Here is a 19882-nt window from a genome sequence, read left to right as displayed (position 1 = left end):
GATGAAGACGCTGGTCAATACCGCTCACATCTACATGATCATCGGCCTGATCTCCGGGTTCTACTACCGCGAGATCAGCAAGGCCGAACATTTCACCGGGCAGTCGGAGCTCGGTGTCGTGCACACCCACGTGCTGGCGCTGGGGATGCTGTTCTTCCTCATCGTGCTGGCCTTGGAGAAGCAGTTCACGCTCAGTGCCCGGAGAAGTCTGTACGCCTGGTTCTTCTGGCTGTACAACATCGGCCTGGCCATCACCATCGCGGTCATGACGCTGCACGGCACCCTCACCGTGCTGGGCAGCAGCAGTGGTGAGGCGATCGCGCTCGGCGCGGGTGTGGGTCACATCCTGCTGACCGCCGGCCTGATCGTCTTCTTCATCACCCTCGGCAAATCCGTCGGCGACAGCCGAACACCGCGCACCGCAGCGGTATTCGCCGAACCGGAGGCATCGTGATCACCGGCCGGGACAGCGCGCTGTGGACGCGGGACGCGGTCTCGCTCGCGGCGCTGATCTTCGGTTTCGAGCCCCTCTTGCACCTTCGCGAAGCACTGCCCCGCCGATCGTGATCGGCGGGGCAGTGCTGTGCCCGCGATCAGCTATCCCGGCCCCCGCTGACCGATATCGAGGACCGGCTACCGCTGGATACCTCGCGCGTCGAGATCGAGGGACTCGACGGCGACAAGATTTCCGGTCAGCGCGTGCTGAGGCTGTCGCCAGATGGTAACCAGATAGTGGCTGCTGTGCACCGCGGTAGTTTGTCGGTGGGTCGCCGTAGAGTTGCGTTCATGAGCATTTCGATGTGTCGGCGCGCAGGTCCACACGAATTCAGTTGCGCTGCCGGTGGTTCGGATAGCACTGTGTCTGTCGTAAACGATTCACGAGAAGGGTCATGGGGAGTGGCCCTCCGGGGGAAGGACTGAATGTCATGAGCTGCAATATGATTCGCGGAGGCCATCGCGGCCCGAAGTTCGCCAAGAGCAGTTTCAGTTACGGTGGCGGCGATTGCGTCGAGGTCGCTTACCACGAAAGCCGGATCGCAGTGCGTGATTCCAAGGATCGGCACGGTCCGACACTGTGGTTCACGAAATCTGAGTGGCGAGCGTTCACGTCAGGCGTGCGGGCCGGCGAATTCGATTTCGGCGACTGACGTGAAGGTGGTGTCGCAGCGAGTTCACTGCGACACCACCACCCCCACGTGCGGCCGACCCCTCGACGGCCGCTGGAAAATGGTCAATTGGTTGCGATGCGGTGGATTTCGTCCCGTAGTTCGGCGAGGAATACGCGGGCATCGGTATCGAACAAGGCCATTCGAGTCAAAGCCACCCAGCGGCGGCGATGGGCGTCGACAAGTTCGGGGCCGCGCGTGACCATGCTTCCCGGGATCGGTTCCGCGGAGGCGAGCGCGTGGTCCTCGCTCTCGTAGATGACGAAACCGTGCGGGATCGTGGTGCTCGCCTCGATATCCTGCGGAATCACCCCGATGACGACCGTATCGAGGGTCTCGATCGAGATGATCCGGTCCAGTTGGGCGAGGAGCATACGATGCGGGCCGGGCCGAAAGCGCAGGGCCGCTTCGGTAATCAGGAATTCGAAGCGTTTCGCAGGGTCGTACAATACACGCTGGCGCTCCAGGCGTGCGGCGAGCGCGGCGGCCAGCGCGTCGGGCGCATAGGGCGGATCGAAGGTGGCGAACACCCGGCGGGCGTAGTCGGCGGTCTGGAGCAGACCCGGCACCAGTGCGGGCTGGAAGTTCCGCACCACTTGCGCGTCCTCCTCGAATGCCCGTACATCGTCCTGCAAATGCGCGCGGTCCGCGAGTGAGGCCGCCCAATCGCGCACCTCGGGTGAGTGCGCCGCTTCAGTGAGGGCGCGTAAGGAATGCTGAGAATCCGGTTCTGCCCCAACCTCTTTGGCCCAGTCGAGCACCTGCGGTAGCGGGGGAACCACCTGGCCTGCTTCGATCCGAGACAACGTCGACTGGCTGATCCCGACTCGTTTGGCCAACTCCCGCCCGGAGATTCCGGCCATGTCCCGCAACCGGCGCAGCTCCGCACCCAACTGCTGGCGCGGGTGCGACTGGCGCGCAACAGCATTCGCGGCGACTGCCGCCGCCGCTGTGGCGCCCTCTGCCGGTTGATTCACTGGAAACATGATGATTCAGATCGAATCATCTTGATTCATCCGAGTCAAGTCTCGGCCGGTCGAAACGTGAATCAGGCCCGCACCGCCCAGCGCCCGGACAGCTGACGGCCCGTGCGCTACCGCCAGATCTGGCCTGGCAAGACGTCCATCCAGCCACCCTGGACCTGTACGGCCACCTGTTCTCGGATGATCCGAACACGATGGCGGCGACGGTGAACGTCGGTGCTCACCCTTTTCGTAGGTGCCCCCGAGGTGGCGCGTACGGCATGGACACATCCAAATGCCACCCCTGAACCGGTGGTTTCCGCTGACACCACCGTGAATTGGCGGCGCAGGAATCCTCGGAATAGGGGACACGCGCAGCCGTTGAGCAATCAGCAACGGGCCCCGCTTCACCCATGTTCGCGGCTGAGGTACACCTTGCTCATGGTGTGCCCAATCCGCAGCGCGCTGCCGACCCTCAGCGCGCGCAGGGCGCTGGCTATGGCGGCCTGAAGTGCGCGCTCATCAGCGTAAGTCGTTTTGTGTCAAGCGGTTCGGTCGGTGCCCTGGTCTGTCGTCGTCCCGGCATAGCGGTATTGGGGTTGGTCACCCTGCAGCGTGTAATCGGGTTGTCGTGACGACGGGCCGGGGCTGCCCGTGATGAGCGACGAGATCACCCGGGGGTGTCTCGATGCCGCGGAGGGCTCGCCCCGACCGACCGCTCGACGCGCCTGCGGTCAGGCGGCGGTCGAGATCAGGGTGGGTTTCGTTGTGCCGTGGGTGGCGATGTCGGGATCCCAGGGTTGACGTGTGGTGATGACGGCGTGCAAGTGCCGCAGGATAGCGGCGGCGATCACGGTTTGTGCTTGGGTCGGGGTGAGCCGGTTGGTGTCACGGCTGGTCAGATGCTTGTAGCGGGCGGCATAGACCGGATTGGCGCGTTGGATACCCCACACCGCCCGCCAGGCGGCGACCCGCAGGCCGGGCCGGCCTTGGCCGGTGAGTTTGGTGCGGCCGGTGAAGGTCCCAGATTGCCGTTCCCGCGGCGCGAGTCCGGCGTGTTTGACCACCGAGCGGGCGCTGGAAAACCGTGTCGGGTCACCGGTTTCGGCCAGAATGGCGGCCGCGCCGACAGCCGAGATTCCGGGGATCGAGGTGACCAGCTCGGTGAGCCGCAGCTCGTCCAGGACGTTGTGCATGCGGGTTTCGGTGTCGGCCAGCCGCCGCCGATCCTCGGCCCAGTCTTCCACGACCAGGTGCACCCGTTCCAGAGCGCCGCGTCGATGCGCGATCACCCCGGCCGGATCGGTGAGGGCGGCAAACAGATTCCGGATGATCCGCAGCGAGGGCTTCTGCCCGCCGGCACGGATGATCTCGCGACGAACCACCGATTCCAGCCGCGCCAGGCCCAACCGCCGTGTTCGCGTCAGATCACCACCGTCACGGCCGCAGACCACCCGCAACGCCGCGACCCACGTCCGCGACCGGAACGGCTGACGGGCCGCCTCGAGCGCGGCCGGTCACACACATTCCAGCAGAGCCCGGATCTGCTGCATATGAGAGCCGATACCCGCGAGCAATCGCTCCCGCCGCGCGCCCAGATGCCGGAGCCTGCCCCAGGTTTCGTCGACCGGTTCGGGTGCATAGCAACGCAGTTGGGCGGTCAGCCGGGCGATCAGCACCGCGTCCTTCTCGTCGGTCTTGTCGTGAGTCAGGTCCTCGGCGCGCCGCGACCAGGAGGTCATCGCCGGTTGCACGCACACGAACGCCATGCCCCGATCCGCGGCCAACTGACCCAGCACCCGCCACCGATGCCCGGTCGGCTCACACGCCACCGTCACCGCAGCGAACCCGGCCGCCGCGGCACGCTGCCCGGCCCAGTCCAGCGCCGCCCCCAGATCCCACGCCCGGCATCGGAATGTTCTGCGGGCCAGTACTTTCGAGTCGTGATCGGTGACCACGACCATCTGTTTGCGGTCGGCAAGGTCGATCCCCACGATCGCGTCAGTGGTCGCCACCAGCGCCCGCAGCCTGCTCAAACGCGCGTTGCGGTTGCGATCACCCCTGGACAAGCGACTACCGTTACTCATCGAACGTCCTCCTCCTGCGATGGGACACCAAGCCCGACAAGCGCATCAGGAGGACGTTCCCACGTCCACACAACCGAGGCGCAGAACGTCTTTATATGCCGATTCCAGGGCATCGCCGTCCTTCGTCGTAGGTCGACATACTCGTGGAGAATCGATGCCGATGATTACAAAGAAGAACATGATCTGCCCGATCTGCTGGCGCCCGGTCCGTGCTCGCCACGACCCCAGCATTCCCGCGATCGACGGTGACCGACGCACAGACCCATGGGTTTTCGTCGATCACACGGAAGCGACCGACGTGGGCGAGTTCGAACCTTCCAACCTATGCCCGGCCTCAGGCAAGAACCAGTACATGGCCCGCACCATCGCCGATTCTCAATCAGAGGCACAACTGGACTGACCGCCCAGAGCATCCGCTATTGCCGCATACCGCGCTGACCGAACCGGCCGACGAGGTTGCCGGCGACCCGCCACGTGCGGTCCAGTGGCGTAACGCGAATTGACGCCCGGCCCAGTTCGGCGACCTCATTTACGATCTTCGTGGCGACCACCGGGTCGCGCAGTTGTCCCACGATTGGAATCGTCTTGCTCTTCTCGAAGATCGCTACAGGGCTCGCCGCCGCGGCCGCTGCTGTTCTGTTCGCCGCCCCCGCCTCGGCATTGCCGTCGGCAGAGCTTCGGCCGGTCGCGGGCCCCCACAACTACGGCCCGTTACAGGACGCGTATTTCGGGTTCCTGCTCATCCAGCGGGATGGCATTCAGGTACTTCCCGACATCATCTCGGATTTCCCAGGCATTTCCGAAGGTGGCCATGCCGTCTGCGATCTGCTCGCGGACGGCCTATCGAAGCACAGTCTGGCCGAGTTCCTGAGCGAAGAGCCAGGCGAGTTCGGCTCGGCGATGGCCTTCGTGAACGCCGCCGAGACTGCCTATTGCCCCGGCTGATGCCGGTGCATGGCTGGCCCGCCCTGAACGTTCGCCTCGTCCTCGCTGGCTCTCGCGACGCACTCTATTGCCGCATACCGTGCGCACCGAACCGGCCAGCGCGGAGCGGGCGGCCAGTTCGAACCGGCTGCGGCGCAGAGACATCCGCTACTGCCGATTCCAGGACATCGTGGGCGGCCGGCAGGACCAACGGAACCAGGCTTCTCGGATCATTGCGATCTTGCAAGCGGTCGATTTCACCATCGCCGCGTTCGTCATCATTGTCAGTCCAGGGCCGCCTGTTCCGTTGAGTCAGAATCACGTTCGGACGGCGACTCGTGGTGCTGTGGCGCACAGTCTGTTCGCTAGTTTCCTTCCAGTACGGCCGCGGCCTCCCTTTCGAGGTCAGCGAAGGACTTCTTGCCTATGTCGATGGTGACGTCCCGGATGGTTCCTCCGACAAAGGCAGCCGGGCTTTGGTATTGCGGAGATATCGTGTCGCCACTGTCGTATCCGACGCTGAGGCCCTCGCCGGCCAGGCCGAATCTGGCGGGTTGGGCGCGCATCGGACCCCTGCTGACGGGTTGGCCGTCGATGTACAACGTCGTGGTGCCCTCGGATTCGCCGTGTTTCCCGGTCTTTTCGCGGTTGAACTCCATTCCGAGAACGTGTTTGCCCGGGGTGATCGGTGTGGCGGCGACGAAGTCCTGTTCGGGTTGGATGCCGAGGAAGTTGTAGACGTAGTGCAGCCTGCCGTCCTTGATGAAGAGGGCATGTCCACCGAAGCGAGAGCCGTGGGCGAAGATGACGCCTCGGGCATCGGGGGCGAGGTCCACGTTGGCGACGATCTTGTACGACCTGCCGCAGACATTGACGGCGGCACCGTCGGGGACCGGCGAGGTGCCCGGGTAGTAGACATAGCGGTCGCGTGGTGGTTCGGCATGGGGCCGATCGAGGCCGAGTTGCTCGACGGCGGAACGGTCGTCGAGTGGGAGGACGTAGTTGTCCTTGGCTTCCTCGTTCCAGGCCCTGATCAATTCCTCGAGCTTGTCAGGGTATCGATCTGCGAGGTTCCTGGACTCGGAGCGGTCCTCGTCGACATGGTAGAGCTCCCATTTGTCCTGGTCGAAGTGGCCCTTGTTGCTGAGCGCGGCGTGCAGGGAGGCTGCCTTCCAGCCATCCTCCCAGATGCCGCGGGTACCCAGCATGGCGTAGTACTGACGCTTCTTTGTGGTGGGCGCGTTGGCGTCGTCGAAGCTGTAGCGCATCGACACCCCATTGACCGGATACTGCTCCACCCCGCGGAACTCCTCGGGCATCTGGATGCCGGTGATCTCGAGAATGGTCGGGACGATGTCGGTGCAGTGATGGTACTGGTGCCGGATCTGCCCCTTGTCCTTGATTCCCTTGGGCCAGTGGATTACCAACGGGTCGCAGGTGCCGCCGGAGAACTGTGAGTAGCGTTTGAACATTTGGAACGGAGTGGAGAAGGCCGCAGCCCAGCCGGTCGGATAGTGATTGTAGGTGTCGGGGCCGCCGAGCCGATCCAGATATCGCAGGTTCTCGGCGAGATCGTCGGGATAGCCGTTGAAGAATTTGTTCTCGTTGACCGAGCCGTTCGGTGAACCTTCACCGGAAGCACCGTTGTCGGCGCAGTAGAAGATGACCGTGTTCTCGAGCTGGCCGGTCTGCTCCAAATAGTCGACGATTCGCCCGACCTGGGCGTCGGTGTACTCCGAGAACCCGGCGAATACCTCGGCCATCCTCGAGAACAATCGCTTCTCGTCGGAACTCAGCGATTCCCACGGTCGCACCGAATCTGCCGCGTAGGCAACATCTTCGGGTAACGGGTTGAGCGGCGTCAGTGCGGTACCCTTCGGCATGATGCCCTTGTCGATCATGCGCGCGAGTGCCCATTCTCGGTACGCCTCGTAACCGTCGTCGAATTGTCCTTTGTATTTGTCGGCGTACTCGGCCGGGCTGTGGTGCGGGGCATGACTGGCACCGGGGCAGAACCACATGTACCAGGGCTTCGAAGGATTGCTGGACCGCTGGTCACGCAGCATCTTCAAGGCGTTGTCGGCCAGGTCCTTCGACAGGTGGTAGCCATGCTCCGGACCATAGGGCGCCTCGATGAACCGGTTGTCCTCCACGAGGTTCGGGTACCAGTTGTTGGTTTCACCGCCGAGGAACCCGTAGAAGCGGTCGAACCCCTTCTGCAGCGGCCATTCCGACTTGGCACCGCCACTGGATATGTCGCTTTCGGGAACATTGTGGTTCTTGCCGAGCCAGAACGTGCTGTAGCCGTTTTCCTGGAGCACCTGCGCGACCGTCGCGCATTGAGCGGGCAGGCGGCCCGCCGCACCGGGAAAACCGTTGGAGCCCTCCACGATCGACGCGAATCGGTTCACATGGTGATTGCGGCCGGTCAGGAAGCAGGATCGGGTAGGCGAGCACAGTGCCGTCGTGTGCCATTGGGTGTAGGTCAGCCCATCGTCGGCAAGGCGCTGCAGCACCGGCATGTTGACCCGGCCGCCATACGGAGACCATGTCGCCAAACCGACGTCGTCGAACAGCACCACCAGCACGTTCGGGGCACCGGCGGGCGCCTTCTTGATCTCGTATGGGGTCCAGTCGGGCTTGGAGTCGCGCGCGTCGAGTTCGGCCTTGCCGTGGAATCCGTCATCGATTCCGGTCCCGTAGTCGCGAGCAGCGTCAGTCTTGGAATTCCCGGATGTGACCATCAGCGGGATGGCGGCGGCCGTCGCGCCCGCTGCGGCGAAACCACCGAGAATCGAACGCCTGGATAGTCTCTTGCGGGAGGGCAGAGGCGCGGAATCGGATTCGGGGGAGGACTTTTCGCGGGGCTGTTCCATCACTGCGGGGAGGACCTTTCGGTATCGATCCGGTGTGAAGCCAGTGCGTCACCCGGATCGAGGAATTGAACTGGTTGTCGGAAAGTGAAGTGCACCGGCCGATATCGGCCGCGTGATCACACGGGCAAGGCGCAACGGAACCCGAGATGACAAGTCGCCGTGTCCTCGGTCTGGCCCTGGCGTGCCGCGGGGCGGTACCGCAAGCAGTAATTCGGTGCGCACAGATACGACCCGCCCTTGACCACCCGGCGTCGGAAACGCTCACCGGCCTCGGGCTCCGGTGGCGTGTCAGCCGATCCCGTGTTGCCGGGGGCGCAGCACGAGCCTGCCGGAGCACGGTGGTCAGGACGGAAGTAGTCGCTGGTCCACTCCCAGACGTTGCCTGCCATATCGAACAGGCCGAACCCGTTCGGCGGATAGGTCCCGACCTTGGTCGTTCCCGGCTGCGCCGCTTGGCCTTTGCCCGGCAGGAACTCCCACGGAAAGCGACCCATCCACGTGTTGGCCATCCGCCGCCCTTTCGGGGCGAACTCCGGCCCCCACGGGAAGGTCGCCGCGACCAGGCCGCCGCGGGCCGCGAACTCCCACTGGGCCTCGCTGGGAAGTGTCTTGCCGGCCCACTCGGCATAGGCGACGGCGTCGGCATAGGCGACGTGCGTCACGGGGTGGTGGGTACGTCCGTCCAGGGTCGTGCCCGGCCCGCCCGGATTCCGCCAGCTCGCGCCCGGTACCCACGACCACCACTGCCGCCAATCATCCAGTGGCACAGGCCCGCCCGGCGAACGGAACACCAAGGCTCCCGGCGCCAACTCCAGCGGATCGGCACCGGGGAAGTCCTCGGGGTCGAGTTCCCGCTCGGCCACCGTGAGATATCCCGTCTCCCGGACGAACCGGTGAAATGCGGCATTCGTGACCGGGTGGACGTCGATCCAGAACGGTTCCACGACAACCTCACGCACCGGTTGCTCCTCGGGAAAGAAGTCCAGTGAACCCATGGCGAACCGGCCGCCCGGAATTGGGGCCATGCCTTTGCGCAGGTCGGTGGTTCGGGACGAGGAAGCACGTAGTGGCATAGCCACGAAGCTAGGAGTGCCACGAAGCGCTGCGCTCGTCATCGGGAGCCAAGCTTGCCATCGCCTGTTGTCGCGCCGCGACAAACAGCGGCTCGGGGTGATAGGTCCCCGCTCGACATCGGCCGACAAGGAATCTCTGTCATCCTGGTCAGCCGGGTGAGTAGCGGTCACGAAGCGCGGTCTTCTTGAATTTGCCGGTCGCCGTGCGGGGGATGGCGTCGACGAACTCGAAGTGTTCGGGTAGCTGCCAGCGAGCGAATTCGGTGGATAGATGATCTCGGAGCTGCCCGGGACCCACATGCATCCCCTCGCGCAGGGCGACGACCGCCAGCGGACGCTCGCCCCATCGATGATCGGGAATCGCGATGATCGCAGCCTCGGCCACGGCCGGATGCGCCATCAGATGGTTCTCCAGATCCACCGAGGAGATCCACTCCCCGCCGGACTTGACGAGGTCTTTGGCCCGATCACAGATCCGCAGGCACCCACGATGATCGATACGGACGATATCGCCGGTGCGGAACCAGCCGTCCGGAGTGAAGCTGTCCGCGCCTTGCCCATTGTGGTACGCCGACGCCACCCAGGGGCCGCGCACCTCGAGCTCACCCATCGCCGTGTCGTCCCAATCGATCAGTTCGCCGTTCTCGTCGCGTGCGCGAATTTCCATGAACGGCACCGCGATACCCTGTCGCACTCGGAACGCGACCTGCGCTTCGACGGGATGGGCATCCAGGTCCTCGGGTAGCCGGGCGACACTGCCGAGTGGCGCGGTCTCGGTCATGCCCCACGCCTGGATCACGGTCAGACCGTGCCGGTCGTACCCTTCCAGTAAGGCCCTGGGCACCGCCGCGCCGCCGACCACGAGCCGATCGAGGCGGCCGAGGTCCCAGCGCCGCGGTTCCGCGTCGAGAGCGGCGAGCATGCCCATCCAGACCGTCGGCACCCCGGCGGTCATCGTGACGCGTTCGCCGGCAAGCAGATCGAGCACGCTGACCGGGTCCAGGAGCGGCCCCGGCAGCACCAGCCGAGCCCCCAGCAGCGCTGCCGCGTACGGCAGTCCCCACGCGTTGGCGTGGAACATCGGAACCACCGGCAGCAAGGTGTCACGAGCCGATACACCCAGCTGATCGGGCAGGGCAGCCGCCAACGAATGCAGCACTAGGGCACGATGCGAGTACACGACTCCCTTCGGGCGACCGGTAGTCCCCGAGGTGTAGCAGAGGGCGGCGGCGAGCCGTTCGTCGAGCACCGGCCATACCATCGGCACACTGCCAGCGATCAGGTCCGCGTAGTCCTGCATCCCCGCGGGCACCGCCCCGCTGTGGCTGACGACGATGACATGCTCGAACGGGTGCGCGGGGCCGAAACGCTCGAACACGTCGAGCAGGGACTCGTCCACCACGATCACCCGGTCACGCGCATCGGCCGCGATGAATGCGAGTTCGTCCGGATGCAGCCTCGGGTTCAAGGTGTGTACCACCGCTCCCATTGCCGGGACCGCGAGGTAGAGCTCGAGGTGCTCGGCCTGATTCCACAGCAGCGTGGCCACCCGATCCCCGATGCCGACACCGAATTCCGCGAGCGCGGAAGCCAATCGCCGCGCACGTGCGGCACAAGCACCGAGTGTCGTGCGGTCGATCCTGCCGTCCGGCCGCCGTGAGATCACCTCTCTCCCGGCATGGAAACGTTCGGCACGCTCGACCACATGGGTCAACGTGAGCGGATAGTCATCCATGGTCAGAGCATCGATCACTGGAAATTCCTGAGGTAGTAGTGCGATTCCAGCGGCGCGACCGACAGCCGCTGTCGGGTTCGGTGGCCAGGACGAGACGGCGGCGGGAGCTCCGAAGCCATTCGTCTCGTCCTGGCTCGGTTCAGTCGGTCAGTCGCCCTCGACGAGTCACGACTCGCCGGAGTCCTGGCGGGTGAGCTGTGCGCGCAGGAACGGCGCGACGAGTCCGACGACCCGGTCCGGCTGTTCCATCCAGGCCCAATGACCCACTCCCGCAAGTGTTTCGACACGGGCGCGGGGAAAGACCTCGAGCTGCAGCCGCGCCTGCTCAACCGGAATGTAGACGTCGGACTCGCCCCAAACGACGAGCGCCGGCAGGTCGAGTTCACGAAGCGGGATCCCGAGCGCTTCGATCGCCGCTGTATCGGTGGAGCGGTACAGGCGCAGCACGGCCCGTTTGGTTCCCCACGGCAGCGCGTGGCCGACGATGCGCTCGAGCCACGAGGTCGGCAACCCCGGGTTGTCGTGTCGCAGAACAGCGCGCAGCACTCGCGGTGTCGCCAGCACCTGCACCAGTTCCCCGATAACAGGCAATCGCCACAGACGCGCCATCCGATGCCAGCGGTAATCGGTCAGCACCCCGGTGTTGATCAGGGTGACGCTGCCGACCTGTCCCGGGTGCGCAGCGGCCCACGCCAGTGCCCACGGACCACCGAAGTCGTGGGCAACCAAATGCGCTGTGCCGACACCGAGTTCATCGAGGACTCCGGCCAGATGGGCGGCGTAGGCCGCCACCGTGTAATCCTGGTCGGCGCGTCGCTCGGCACCGCCGAAGCCCGGCATATCCGGTGCGATGACGCGAGCGAATGTCGCCACCTCGGTCAGCAACGGCATCCAGTCACCGCCGGCGTCCGGGTTGCCGTGGACGAAGACCACTGCCTGATCGGTATCGCCGAGCCCGCCCACCAGGACCGGTGAGCGGACTCCGGCGACGACGATCTGTCGTTGTTCGAACACGCTGGTGTCGCTCATCGGCTGATGGGCCACGGATCCGTCGCGATCAAATGGGTACTCTCCAGCGCCGCCGCCCGGTGGACGTGAGCTTGTTCCTGATACTCCTGGCTGGTCGCCATCGTGAGGAACGCCGCTCGGGAGGGATAGCGAACGACAACGATTGCGTCCCACCAGGATTGGTCGATGTTCCCGGCGACGACCTGGTCGGCGTCACCCGCGTACAACACCGAGGCGCCGACCGCGTCCAGGTGCGGCTGCACGGCCTGGGCGTACCGCTGATAATTGGTGCCGCCGTCCTCGGGGCGGAACTGCAGGAGGTTGATCATCACGACCGGGTCGCTGTTGTCCGCCGCGGCGGCCATCAGGGCGGCTGCCTGGTCCTGGTTCGGCTCGATACCGGGCATGGCTCAGGCCTCCCAACTGGTCAGGTCGCGCGGGGTGATTCCGTTCTCGACACAGTAGGCGTTGTACCGCTCGATGGAGGTCTTGTGGTTCTCCTGCCAGAGGATCTTGTTGTCCTGGTCGAGGAACAGCAGTTCGCCCACCAGGAAGAAGAAGACCTCGGTCTCCTCGAGACTCTCCGGGGTGTGCGAGGAGCCGGCTACCTCGTAGACGGTGTCACCTCCGCGGGAGATCCAGTTGTTCTCCTTGTACCGCCACGCGCCCTTCACGGTATGACCGACCACGATGCCGGTGTGGTAGTGCGGCGGAAGCTCGAGCCCGGCAGGGAACTTCATCGACACGATGATCTCCGCGCGCACCGGGTCCACCTTCCAGTATTTGAGGTGCACCTGATCGGTGAGCGGGGTGAACGGGATCCACGGATTGTCGGCGCCACTCATGTAGTTGACGTCGAGTTGCTGCTGGGCCTGCATTCAAGGCTCCTCGTTGCGTTGGTGACTGCGGACCGATCGGCCGCGTTCCCGACGTTAGGAGACCCAGATCACATACTCTCGGCGCTGCGCGACAACGTTCGAGAGGGCTTTTGTCGTCGAGTCACAATGCCGTCGGCCGCGGATGTGTCAAGCCGGGGAGGGCGGGAAGCAGGGCCAGTGCGACGCGCAACTCCAAGGTGCCGGTGTCGATGCCGCGGCCCAGCAGCTCTTCGGCCTGACGCACCCGATAGGCGACCGTGTTGGGATGCACGTTGAGACGCTCGGCGGCGCGAATGCGGCTGCCGTTCTCGTCGAGGAACACCGCCAAGGTCATCGCCAACCGGTAGGTGGCGTCGTCGTCGGCCGCCAGCGGCCCGAGCGCCGCGGTGATGAATGCCAGCGCGTGATCACCGTCGGCGGTGCCGAGCGCGGCGACCGCGATATCGCGATACCGCGTCACCGCGTCGCCGTGAGGCCCGACCATCGAGGCGATCCGCCGGGCGTGGGCCGCCTGGATGTGACTGCGGCGGAACCCGTCCAGCGCCCGATTCGGCTCGCCGAGAGCGATTTTGACGCCCGCGGGCAGGTCACGCATCTCCCGATGGCGTCGCACATTGTCGAGGTCGGCGGCGGAGAAGGCGCCGCGGCGGCTGACCCACGCCATGACGGCCAGCGAGCCCATCGGTTGCACGAGAGTGCTCTCGGCCCCGACAGCGCGGGCGAACCCGGCGACGGAATCGTTGAGCGCGGGAAGAACATCGCCGTCCTGGGGTATCTGCTCGACCCATGCGATCACGCCGATGTGATGCCGGATCACTTCATACCGCAGCTGTGCCGACGCCCGGTGCCCATCACGTTCCCCGCCCTCGAGGATCTCCTCGATCGCCACGGCCCGCGCCGCCGCGGCGGTGCGCCACCACGTCTCTCGCTCGACTTCGTAGGCTCGCTCGGCGCGGATCATCGCCCCGTCGGCATAGGCGAAGATCCACTCCGTGGCCAGCCTGATCGCGGTGGCCTGCTCACTCGCGTCCCGGGCCCTCACGGTGATCCGGTCGAGTATCCACTTCCACACCTGCTCTTGAGCGAGACGGTAGAACCGCATGAGATCGGCCAGCGCGACCTGGCGCCGCACCCCGGAACGGGCGATCGCCAGTGTCGACGGCGGCAAATCCAGCTGCTGTGGATCGGCTCCGATCTCCATGACCTGTGCCAACTGGCGCAGGCTGGCCTCGGTGCTGACGAGGTTCTCGGTCACGGTCTGCGTATCAGGGAACAGCTCCGGTAGCTCGTCCTGCATCCGGGCGACCGCGCGGGCGGCCAGCTCGCCCGCCGATAACCGCATCTCGACCGCGATCGGGCGCAATACCTCTCGCCACACCCGTTCAGCGGTCGGCTGCCGCGCCGGTGGCCACTCGATGTCCATGGCGCCGAACCTACTCAGCATTGTCGCGGTGCGACAACGAGGTCGACGGATGTTGGCGCCGAGACACGAGCGCTTCGGAACGGGTTACTCCTAGCTTGTGACCATGATCACTCCCCCTTCCCGAATCAAGACCGCGAATCTCTCCGGCCGCGTCGTAGCCATCACCGGTGCGGGTAACGGCATCGGACGCGAGCTGGCCTTGTTGTGTGCCGCCCGCGGCGCCGACCTCGCCCTGTGCGATATCAACGAGGCCGGCCTCGCCGACACGGCCGACAGGGCCCGCGCCCGCGGCAATGACGTCGTCACCAGCCGGGTGGACGTGGCCGATCCGGATCAGATGATCGCGTTCGCCGCCGCTACCCACGACCGCTTCGATGGCGTGGACATGGTGGTCAACAACGCAGGCGTCGGGCTCATCGGCGGCTTCCTCGACACCAGCCTCGCGGATTGGGAGTGGCTGGTGTCGATCAATCTGATGGGTGTCGTGCACGGCTGCAACGCCTTCATTCCCGCGATGGTCGACCGCGGCCGTGGCGGGCATGTCGTGAACCTCTCCTCGGCCGCCGGGCTGCTGGCCAATCCCCAGCTCGTCGGTTACAGCGCAACCAAATTCGCGGTTCTGGGCCTGTCCGAGGCACTGCGCATGGAACTCGATCCGCACGGCATCGGCGTCACCGCGATCTGCCCGGGAGTCATCAACACGGCCATCACCCAGACCAGCCCCATCCGTGGGCACAACGCCGATCAACGGCGCGAAAACCTCGCCAGCACCTACAAGAAGCGTGGCTACACCGCGGAACGCGTCGCCCGCAATATCCTGCGGGCCGTCGACCGCGACCGCGCCGTGGCTCCCGTGGCAGCCGAAGCCCACGTCATGTACGCGCTGTCTCGAGCCACTCCGCCGCTGGCGAGGTGGGTGGCGGCCAAGCTGGCTTCGGTCGCGAAGTGATGCCACTGCCGAATTGACCTCACCCACAACGCATTCCACCATCGCAACACCCTGATGAACCAAGGAACCATTCGATGAGGAAAACCCTCACAGCGGTGCTCGCCACCAGTGCGGTCGCACTCACCACCGCGACCGCGACCGCCCAGCCCGGCGACGACAGCACCGCGGTGCACTACGAAGTCACCCGTCGAGGCGATACCGCCGTCCTGACCGTCAGCGGCGGCGAATTCAGACTGGTCGCAGACCAACTCGTCCTCACCACCCGCGATAAGCAACCGATCGCCGCGATCCCACTCACGTACCGCATCGACAACACCGCCTACCCGGTCACCGCCCGAATCGACGGCACCACAGCAACACTCACCCCCGACCGGAGCGACGGCCGGCCCGTATCAGAGCCCGTCACCGCGGACCGGATCATCACCGCCGATCAAGCCGCCACCCAGATCGCCGAATCCTTCACCCCGCGCGACGCCCAGGCCCTCGGCGCCTTCGCCCAGCGCGCCTCCATCGGCGCCGCCGTCAGCGCCGTCCTCGGAGCCGTCCTCGGAGCCGGAGTCGGATGCCTGGTCGGCGCCGCCGCCGGCGCCGTCGTCAGCAGCCCTGTTCTAGCCCTCCTCGTCCCCTTCGTCGGCGCGACCATCGCAGGCTGTGTCCTCGGCGCCGCCACCATCGGCGCGGTCGGCTCCATGATCGGACTCGTCGTCGCGGGCGGACCCGTCACCCTGTTCTCCGCCCTCCAATACTTCTCCACCATCCTCGCCCCCTGCCCACCCGACCTCGCCTACTGCAAAGACCCTGCACAAGCCACCACCCCAAATCGATGACAACCCAGTAGCGGAACCCACCGGCGATGGCTCGGACTCAGCCAAATGCGCTCTTCCGCCGGTGGGGCACCGACGTCGAGACGGTTCTCGTCGGTTCTGTTGCGATCGTCGGAGGAACGTGCTCGTGACCCGTATCCAGTACTGGCTTTTCACGGCGACGTCCCGTATCGCCGCTGATCGCTCGGGTCGGGACGGCCGCGGCGCGCCTGCTGGCGAAAACGCACTGATCTGCCGAATGCCGTGCGACCGGTCAAATCCCGCACAATCCGCTGTAGAAAGGCAATTTCGCGCCAATTCCTCAGCTGTAGTGAACGTTTAGAACAGGTGGGTTGGCCGTGCATGTCCGCGTGGCAGCGCACTCTCCTGCCGCTACCCGGGTGGTTCGAAGGTGCTGGCGCGAGAAGTCTTGTGCACCAGTGCGGGTGAGGTTTGCGGTTCGGTGGCCTGCGTGCCCATGAGAATAGGGGCGCAACGGGTTTCGCCTCGGACGCGAAAGATACGGTAGTGCCGAATGGAAGAACATCCGGCCGAACGAGCGGACGCCGACGTGGCGTAGCGCCGTCCGATACATCGAATTGGGGGAACCTCATGACTGCCTTTGCCACCGCCGCCCGTAAAGCGGCCGTCGCCATGATTGCGATCGCGGCGGCGCTCTTCATCCCCTTGGCAGGCGCGGGTGCCGCCAATGCCAGCGGGGTCAATGCCGAGATCAAGTTCGCGCTCGGCACCGACCACGGCGCCGTGGACGGCTACATCAACCGCGGATACTCCGACACCTGGTACTTCGACGCCCGCGCCGGTCAGCAGCTGAGCACCGACATCACCTCGCACTACACCTCCGCCTCAGGAACCGCTGTCTACACGCTCACCTCGCCCGACGGCCAGCAGTTGGCCATCGACACCACCGGAACCCAGCTCTACCTCCCGGCCACGGGCACCTACTACCTGACCATTACCTCGCCCGAGCACGACGCCTCGTACACGCTGAACCTGCAGATCGACTGAACGTCCCTGGGTACGAGCGCAGGTCGAGAATCGATCGATTCTCAACCTCCGCTCGTGCGTTCCCGCGCTGTTCGGGTCGAGCTGCCCAGACAGCCGAAGAACAGTTGCCTGTCCTGATTCGAGGCTGGCCGAACGCATCATCATGCCGCTGACCGGGCTGGCCAGCCCGAGGCACGGAAGATCAACTGGCCGTAGCCATCCGAGGCTGGCCGAACGCACCGCAACTGCCGATGAGCGTGAATTGCCCCGGCGATCTGCCGGACGCGATCTCGGCCGACATGCTTCCATGTAATTGATCGACGGCCGATGGTTCCTCGTGCCTCAGCGATCATTGTCCAGCTGCGCGGCGACCGCGCGGCGCAGCTCTGCAAAGCAGGGTGTCAGTGTGTGTCGCCGGCTTCGCTCGAGGTAGCCGTCCACACTGCCGAACGGCATCGGCAGGTTCGACTCGTGCAGCAAGGCCCCATCTATCGCCTTCCAGTAGATGCCTTCCCGCGCCACTTCTTGCATGAAAACCAGTGCATGCCAAGGATCGTCGAAGTCACTGTTGTAGTCGGCGGGTGGCGCGCAATCTTCGGATCCTCGCCAGTCACGCAGTTCTCTTCGGTGATCGCCCAGTTTGAGCGCCGGTGCGCTGGCAGAGTTCTGGGCGTGCTGACTTGGTTCGCAGATGCCGTACAACCGGCGCAAGCTCAACCCCGAGGCTCCACGTTCGTCGACTACATCGGCCTGATTGCTGCTGCCGCTGTTGTGATCTCAGGGATGCTGAACACGGGCGGCACCTGGTTGAACAACCGCCGAGACTCGCTCGACCGGATGACTAAACTCGTTGCTATTCACAAGGATTGGCCGGAAGCGCTCGAGTCCCATCTTCCGACCATTGAAGCCGCTTGGGCAAGCGCACCCACCGATGCGGGTAGTCCAGCCGCCCGCCCTCCGCAACCTCGGGCAGCAAACCTCGGGGGCTGGCTGCGTACTGCGGGCATGGCCCCACTCGGAACGGTCAGATCTCACCAAGTAGCCGCATACCGCGCTGACCGAACCGGCCAGCGCGAGGCGTCAGAGGTTGATGCTCGGCGCGGTACCGATCAATAGGTCGCGAATCTGACCCCGGCAGTCAGTCGGTTCGGCCCGGTGAGGGGTGGACCTTCGGCCCTGCCTCGAGGCGGTCTCGAAGACGACGATGTGAAGAACGGAGGGGGTCCGGCCATGAGCCGGACATCGAGGTTGAGCCGCGGGAACGGAGAGGACGCGGTCTGCCGGACAGCGCAGCGGAGGCGGTGAACGGAATGGCACGGCAAGCGACGACATCGACAGAGAAGGTCGACGTGAAGGGCGGCCACCTCGCGGAGAGGGTCAAGGAATTGGTCCACGAAGGCAACGTTCGTCGGATCATCATCAAGGACTCAGACGGCAAGACCGTGATGGAGGTACCCGTCACGGTTGGTGTGGCCGGCTTCCTCCTCGCGCCCACGGTGGCCGCGATCGGAGCGCTCGCCGCGCTCGCCGCGGACTACTCGATCGAAGTCGAACGAGAGACTCCCGATTCGACAGAGACCGGCGGCACTACGCCGGCGTAGGTAATGCGGGCGGTGACAGGAGGTGGATTATGCCGACGATGAAGGAAGCAGCTTCTGCGTTCCTTGCGAACAAGCGAATCGCGGTGACGGGTGTATCGCGGAAACCCAAGGAGCACGGATCCAACGTCGTGTACAAGCGTCTGCGCGATCGTGGGTATGAGGTGTTCGCGGTCAATCCCAATGCCGACGAGGTCGAGGGTGCGCGCAGCTATCACGATTTGAAGAGCATCCCAGGAGGGGTCGACGCCGTCGTCATCGCCACCGCGCCCGACAAGGCCGACAGCGCGATGCGTGAGTGCGCCGAGCTGGGGATCAAACACGTATGGATGCACCGGTCCTACGGCGCGGGCAGCGTCAGCGACACGGCCACGGCCTACGGGCGTGGGCACGGCATCACTGTGATCGACGGAGGATGCCCGCTGATGTTCGAACCGACCGCCGACCTCGGCCACAAGGTCATGCGGGTGATCTACCGGAGTCACGTCCCGAAGACCGTGTGACCACTGCGTCCGACCACCAGGCGCCCCTCGACGGCGGGGTGTTGGAGGATTTCCTCGAACTCGTCGAAGAGCGAATAGGGGCGATGTCGGCCGTTTCTTCGTTCCTGCAGGGACTCGAACGGACGGCAACGGTCTAGTCGCCTCGGTCAGAACGATCGCACCCGATGTCGATGACGGGAGGAGTTATGGGACATCTGGAACTGCACGCACATCTGAAGATCCGTCCAGGTCAACTGGAAGGGTTCAAAGCTCAAGCGGCCGAGATCATGCGGCTGACCCGAGAGAAGGACACGCAGACCCTTCGCTACGACTGGTTCATCAGCGAGGACGGAACCGAGTGCGAGGTCCACGAGGCGTACCCGAGCGGACAAGGGCTGATCGAGCACAACACTCACGTCATGCACGCGCGGGCGATCCTCTTCGAGAAGTACGCGTACGACCACCGCATGACCGCCTTCGGCGAGGTCTCCCAGGAGCTCAGGGAACTCGCGTACAAGCACGCCGGAGGAATCGCTGTTTACTCGTTCCTCCAAGGCCTCGGAACCGCGGCGGCTGTCTAGGAAGGGACGTGGGGTCATGGCCGAGACCCGTCTGCTGGAACGGGTGACCGCTTCGGACCTGTTCCTGCTGCTCTGGGACGACTACGGCTGGTCCACTGACATCGGCGGGCTCGCCATCCTCGACGGCACAAACCTGCTCGACGAGGACGGCAACGTCCGACTCGACGCGGTTCGGCGCCACCTCGAGCCGAGAATGCACTTGGTGCCTCGCTTCAGGCAGCTGCTGTGCCGGCCTCGGCTCGGGCTGGGCTGGCCGCTGTGGATCGACGCGCCCTACTTCGACCTCGCTGAGCACATCCACGTCCATGCGCTTGCCCCGCCCGGCGACC

Annotated in this window: 23 protein-coding genes; 11 read left to right on the top strand and 12 right to left on the bottom strand. The window is 65.2% G+C overall.

Features of this window, described 5'->3' with window-relative positions; all coding sequences use genetic code 11:
- The first annotated feature begins 1 nt into the window (after nt 1).
- Nucleotides 2-454, top strand: a complete 453-nt coding sequence (locus ON33_RS20870; RefSeq protein WP_040860721.1) for a DUF2871 domain-containing protein — start codon at nt 2-4, stop codon at nt 452-454.
- Nucleotides 455-890: 436 nt separating this feature from the next.
- Nucleotides 891-1148: a DUF397 domain-containing protein gene (locus ON33_RS20865; RefSeq protein WP_306307520.1), complete on the top strand. Its 258-nt coding sequence runs from the start codon at nt 891-893 to the stop codon at nt 1146-1148.
- An 83-nt stretch (nt 1149-1231) separates the two neighbouring features.
- Here the strand turns inward: ON33_RS20865 and ON33_RS20860 are convergent, their stop codons facing one another.
- The 3 genes from ON33_RS20860 to ON33_RS20850 all read right to left on the bottom strand — a co-directional run bounded on the left by ON33_RS20860 (nt 1232) and on the right by ON33_RS20850 (nt 4215).
- A complete protein-coding gene (locus ON33_RS20860) occupies nt 1232-2143 on the bottom strand; it encodes a helix-turn-helix domain-containing protein (RefSeq protein ID WP_218001477.1) in 912 nt (303 codons plus the stop codon).
- 719 nt (nt 2144-2862) lie between these two features.
- Nucleotides 2863-3513, bottom strand: coding sequence for a transposase (locus ON33_RS20855; RefSeq protein ID WP_157184635.1), 651 nt, complete (start codon nt 3511-3513; stop codon nt 2863-2865).
- A gap of 132 nt (nt 3514-3645) precedes the next feature.
- The gene (locus ON33_RS20850; protein ID WP_083869146.1) at nt 3646-4215 is read right to left on the bottom strand and encodes an IS110 family transposase; all 570 of its coding nucleotides are present in this window, start codon (nt 4213-4215) and stop codon (nt 3646-3648) included.
- A 160-nt stretch (nt 4216-4375) separates the two neighbouring features.
- On the opposite strand from ON33_RS20850, the gene ON33_RS20845 reads away from it, so the two are divergent.
- A complete protein-coding gene (locus tag ON33_RS20845) occupies nt 4376-4615 on the top strand; it encodes a hypothetical protein (RefSeq protein WP_157184634.1) in 240 nt (79 codons plus the stop codon).
- Between the two features lie 16 nt (nt 4616-4631).
- Here the strand turns inward: ON33_RS20845 and ON33_RS41415 are convergent, their stop codons facing one another.
- Nucleotides 4632-4787 carry a hypothetical protein gene (locus ON33_RS41415; RefSeq protein WP_157184633.1) on the bottom strand — a complete coding sequence of 52 codons (156 nt, stop codon included), beginning with the start codon at nt 4785-4787 and terminating at the stop codon, nt 4632-4634.
- Nucleotides 4788-4800: 13 nt separating this feature from the next.
- Between ON33_RS41415 and ON33_RS20840 the strand changes: the two genes are divergently transcribed.
- Nucleotides 4801-5160: a DUF732 domain-containing protein gene (locus ON33_RS20840; protein WP_157184632.1), complete on the top strand. Its 360-nt coding sequence runs from the start codon at nt 4801-4803 to the stop codon at nt 5158-5160.
- Nucleotides 5161-5504: 344 nt separating this feature from the next.
- Here ON33_RS20840 and ON33_RS20835 read toward each other — a convergent pair whose 3' ends face one another.
- The 7 genes from ON33_RS20835 to ON33_RS20805 form a co-directional block, all read right to left on the bottom strand.
- Nucleotides 5505-8015, bottom strand: coding sequence for a sulfatase-like hydrolase/transferase (locus tag ON33_RS20835; protein ID WP_051152560.1), 2511 nt, complete (start codon nt 8013-8015; stop codon nt 5505-5507).
- A gap of 116 nt (nt 8016-8131) precedes the next feature.
- A complete protein-coding gene (locus ON33_RS20830) occupies nt 8132-9040 on the bottom strand; it encodes a formylglycine-generating enzyme family protein (protein ID WP_040860715.1) in 909 nt (302 codons plus the stop codon).
- A gap of 196 nt (nt 9041-9236) precedes the next feature.
- Complete coding sequence (locus ON33_RS20825; protein WP_245550639.1) at nt 9237-10841, bottom strand: long-chain-fatty-acid--CoA ligase; 1605 nt, start codon at nt 10839-10841, stop codon at nt 9237-9239.
- Between the two features lie 147 nt (nt 10842-10988).
- On the bottom strand, nt 10989-11852 hold the full coding sequence (locus ON33_RS20820) for an alpha/beta fold hydrolase (RefSeq protein ID WP_040860714.1): 864 nt from the start codon (nt 11850-11852) through the stop codon (nt 10989-10991).
- Nucleotides 11849-12238: a DUF1330 domain-containing protein gene (locus tag ON33_RS20815; protein ID WP_040860713.1), complete on the bottom strand. Its 390-nt coding sequence runs from the start codon at nt 12236-12238 to the stop codon at nt 11849-11851. Before ON33_RS20815 ends, ON33_RS20820 begins: the two co-directional genes overlap by 4 nt.
- A gap of 3 nt (nt 12239-12241) precedes the next feature.
- Nucleotides 12242-12709: a 2,4'-dihydroxyacetophenone dioxygenase family protein gene (locus ON33_RS20810; protein WP_040860712.1), complete on the bottom strand. Its 468-nt coding sequence runs from the start codon at nt 12707-12709 to the stop codon at nt 12242-12244.
- 121 nt (nt 12710-12830) lie between these two features.
- On the bottom strand, nt 12831-14132 hold the full coding sequence (locus ON33_RS20805; RefSeq protein ID WP_040860711.1) for a PucR family transcriptional regulator: 1302 nt from the start codon (nt 14130-14132) through the stop codon (nt 12831-12833).
- A gap of 103 nt (nt 14133-14235) precedes the next feature.
- On the opposite strand from ON33_RS20805, the gene ON33_RS20800 reads away from it, so the two are divergent.
- From ON33_RS20800 to ON33_RS20790, 3 genes are all read left to right on the top strand, one after another.
- Nucleotides 14236-15081 (top strand): SDR family NAD(P)-dependent oxidoreductase, encoded by an 846-nt coding sequence (locus tag ON33_RS20800; RefSeq protein WP_040860903.1) that lies wholly within the window; start codon nt 14236-14238, stop codon nt 15079-15081.
- A 74-nt stretch (nt 15082-15155) separates the two neighbouring features.
- Complete coding sequence (locus tag ON33_RS20795) at nt 15156-15908, top strand: DUF8020 domain-containing protein (protein WP_157184631.1); 753 nt, start codon at nt 15156-15158, stop codon at nt 15906-15908.
- A 588-nt stretch (nt 15909-16496) separates the two neighbouring features.
- Nucleotides 16497-16913, top strand: coding sequence for a hypothetical protein (locus tag ON33_RS20790; RefSeq protein WP_040860709.1), 417 nt, complete (start codon nt 16497-16499; stop codon nt 16911-16913).
- Nucleotides 16914-17234: 321 nt separating this feature from the next.
- Here ON33_RS20790 and ON33_RS41410 read toward each other — a convergent pair whose 3' ends face one another.
- Nucleotides 17235-17609, bottom strand: a complete 375-nt coding sequence (locus ON33_RS41410; protein ID WP_157184630.1) for a hypothetical protein — start codon at nt 17607-17609, stop codon at nt 17235-17237.
- 593 nt (nt 17610-18202) lie between these two features.
- On the opposite strand from ON33_RS41410, the gene ON33_RS20780 reads away from it, so the two are divergent.
- From ON33_RS20780 to ON33_RS20765, 4 genes are all read left to right on the top strand, one after another.
- Nucleotides 18203-18493 carry a DUF4342 domain-containing protein gene (locus ON33_RS20780; protein WP_051152558.1) on the top strand — a complete coding sequence of 97 codons (291 nt, stop codon included), beginning with the start codon at nt 18203-18205 and terminating at the stop codon, nt 18491-18493.
- A 38-nt stretch (nt 18494-18531) separates the two neighbouring features.
- Entirely contained in the window at nt 18532-18993 is a 462-nt protein-coding gene (locus ON33_RS20775; protein ID WP_218001476.1) for a CoA-binding protein, read from the top strand.
- A 185-nt stretch (nt 18994-19178) separates the two neighbouring features.
- The gene (locus tag ON33_RS20770) at nt 19179-19553 is read left to right on the top strand and encodes an NIPSNAP family protein (RefSeq protein WP_040860706.1); all 375 of its coding nucleotides are present in this window, start codon (nt 19179-19181) and stop codon (nt 19551-19553) included.
- 16 nt (nt 19554-19569) lie between these two features.
- Nucleotides 19570-19882, top strand: a 313-nt coding sequence (locus ON33_RS20765) for a wax ester/triacylglycerol synthase domain-containing protein (RefSeq protein ID WP_040860705.1), incomplete at its 3' end; no start/stop codon positions are given.

Source organism: Nocardia niigatensis NBRC 100131, from assembly GCF_000308655.1.
Classification (GTDB): Bacteria; Actinomycetota; Actinomycetes; order Mycobacteriales; family Mycobacteriaceae; genus Nocardia; species Nocardia niigatensis.
The sequence above is the reverse complement of the archived record's forward strand: the minus strand, read 5'-3'. Positions and strand labels throughout refer to the sequence as shown.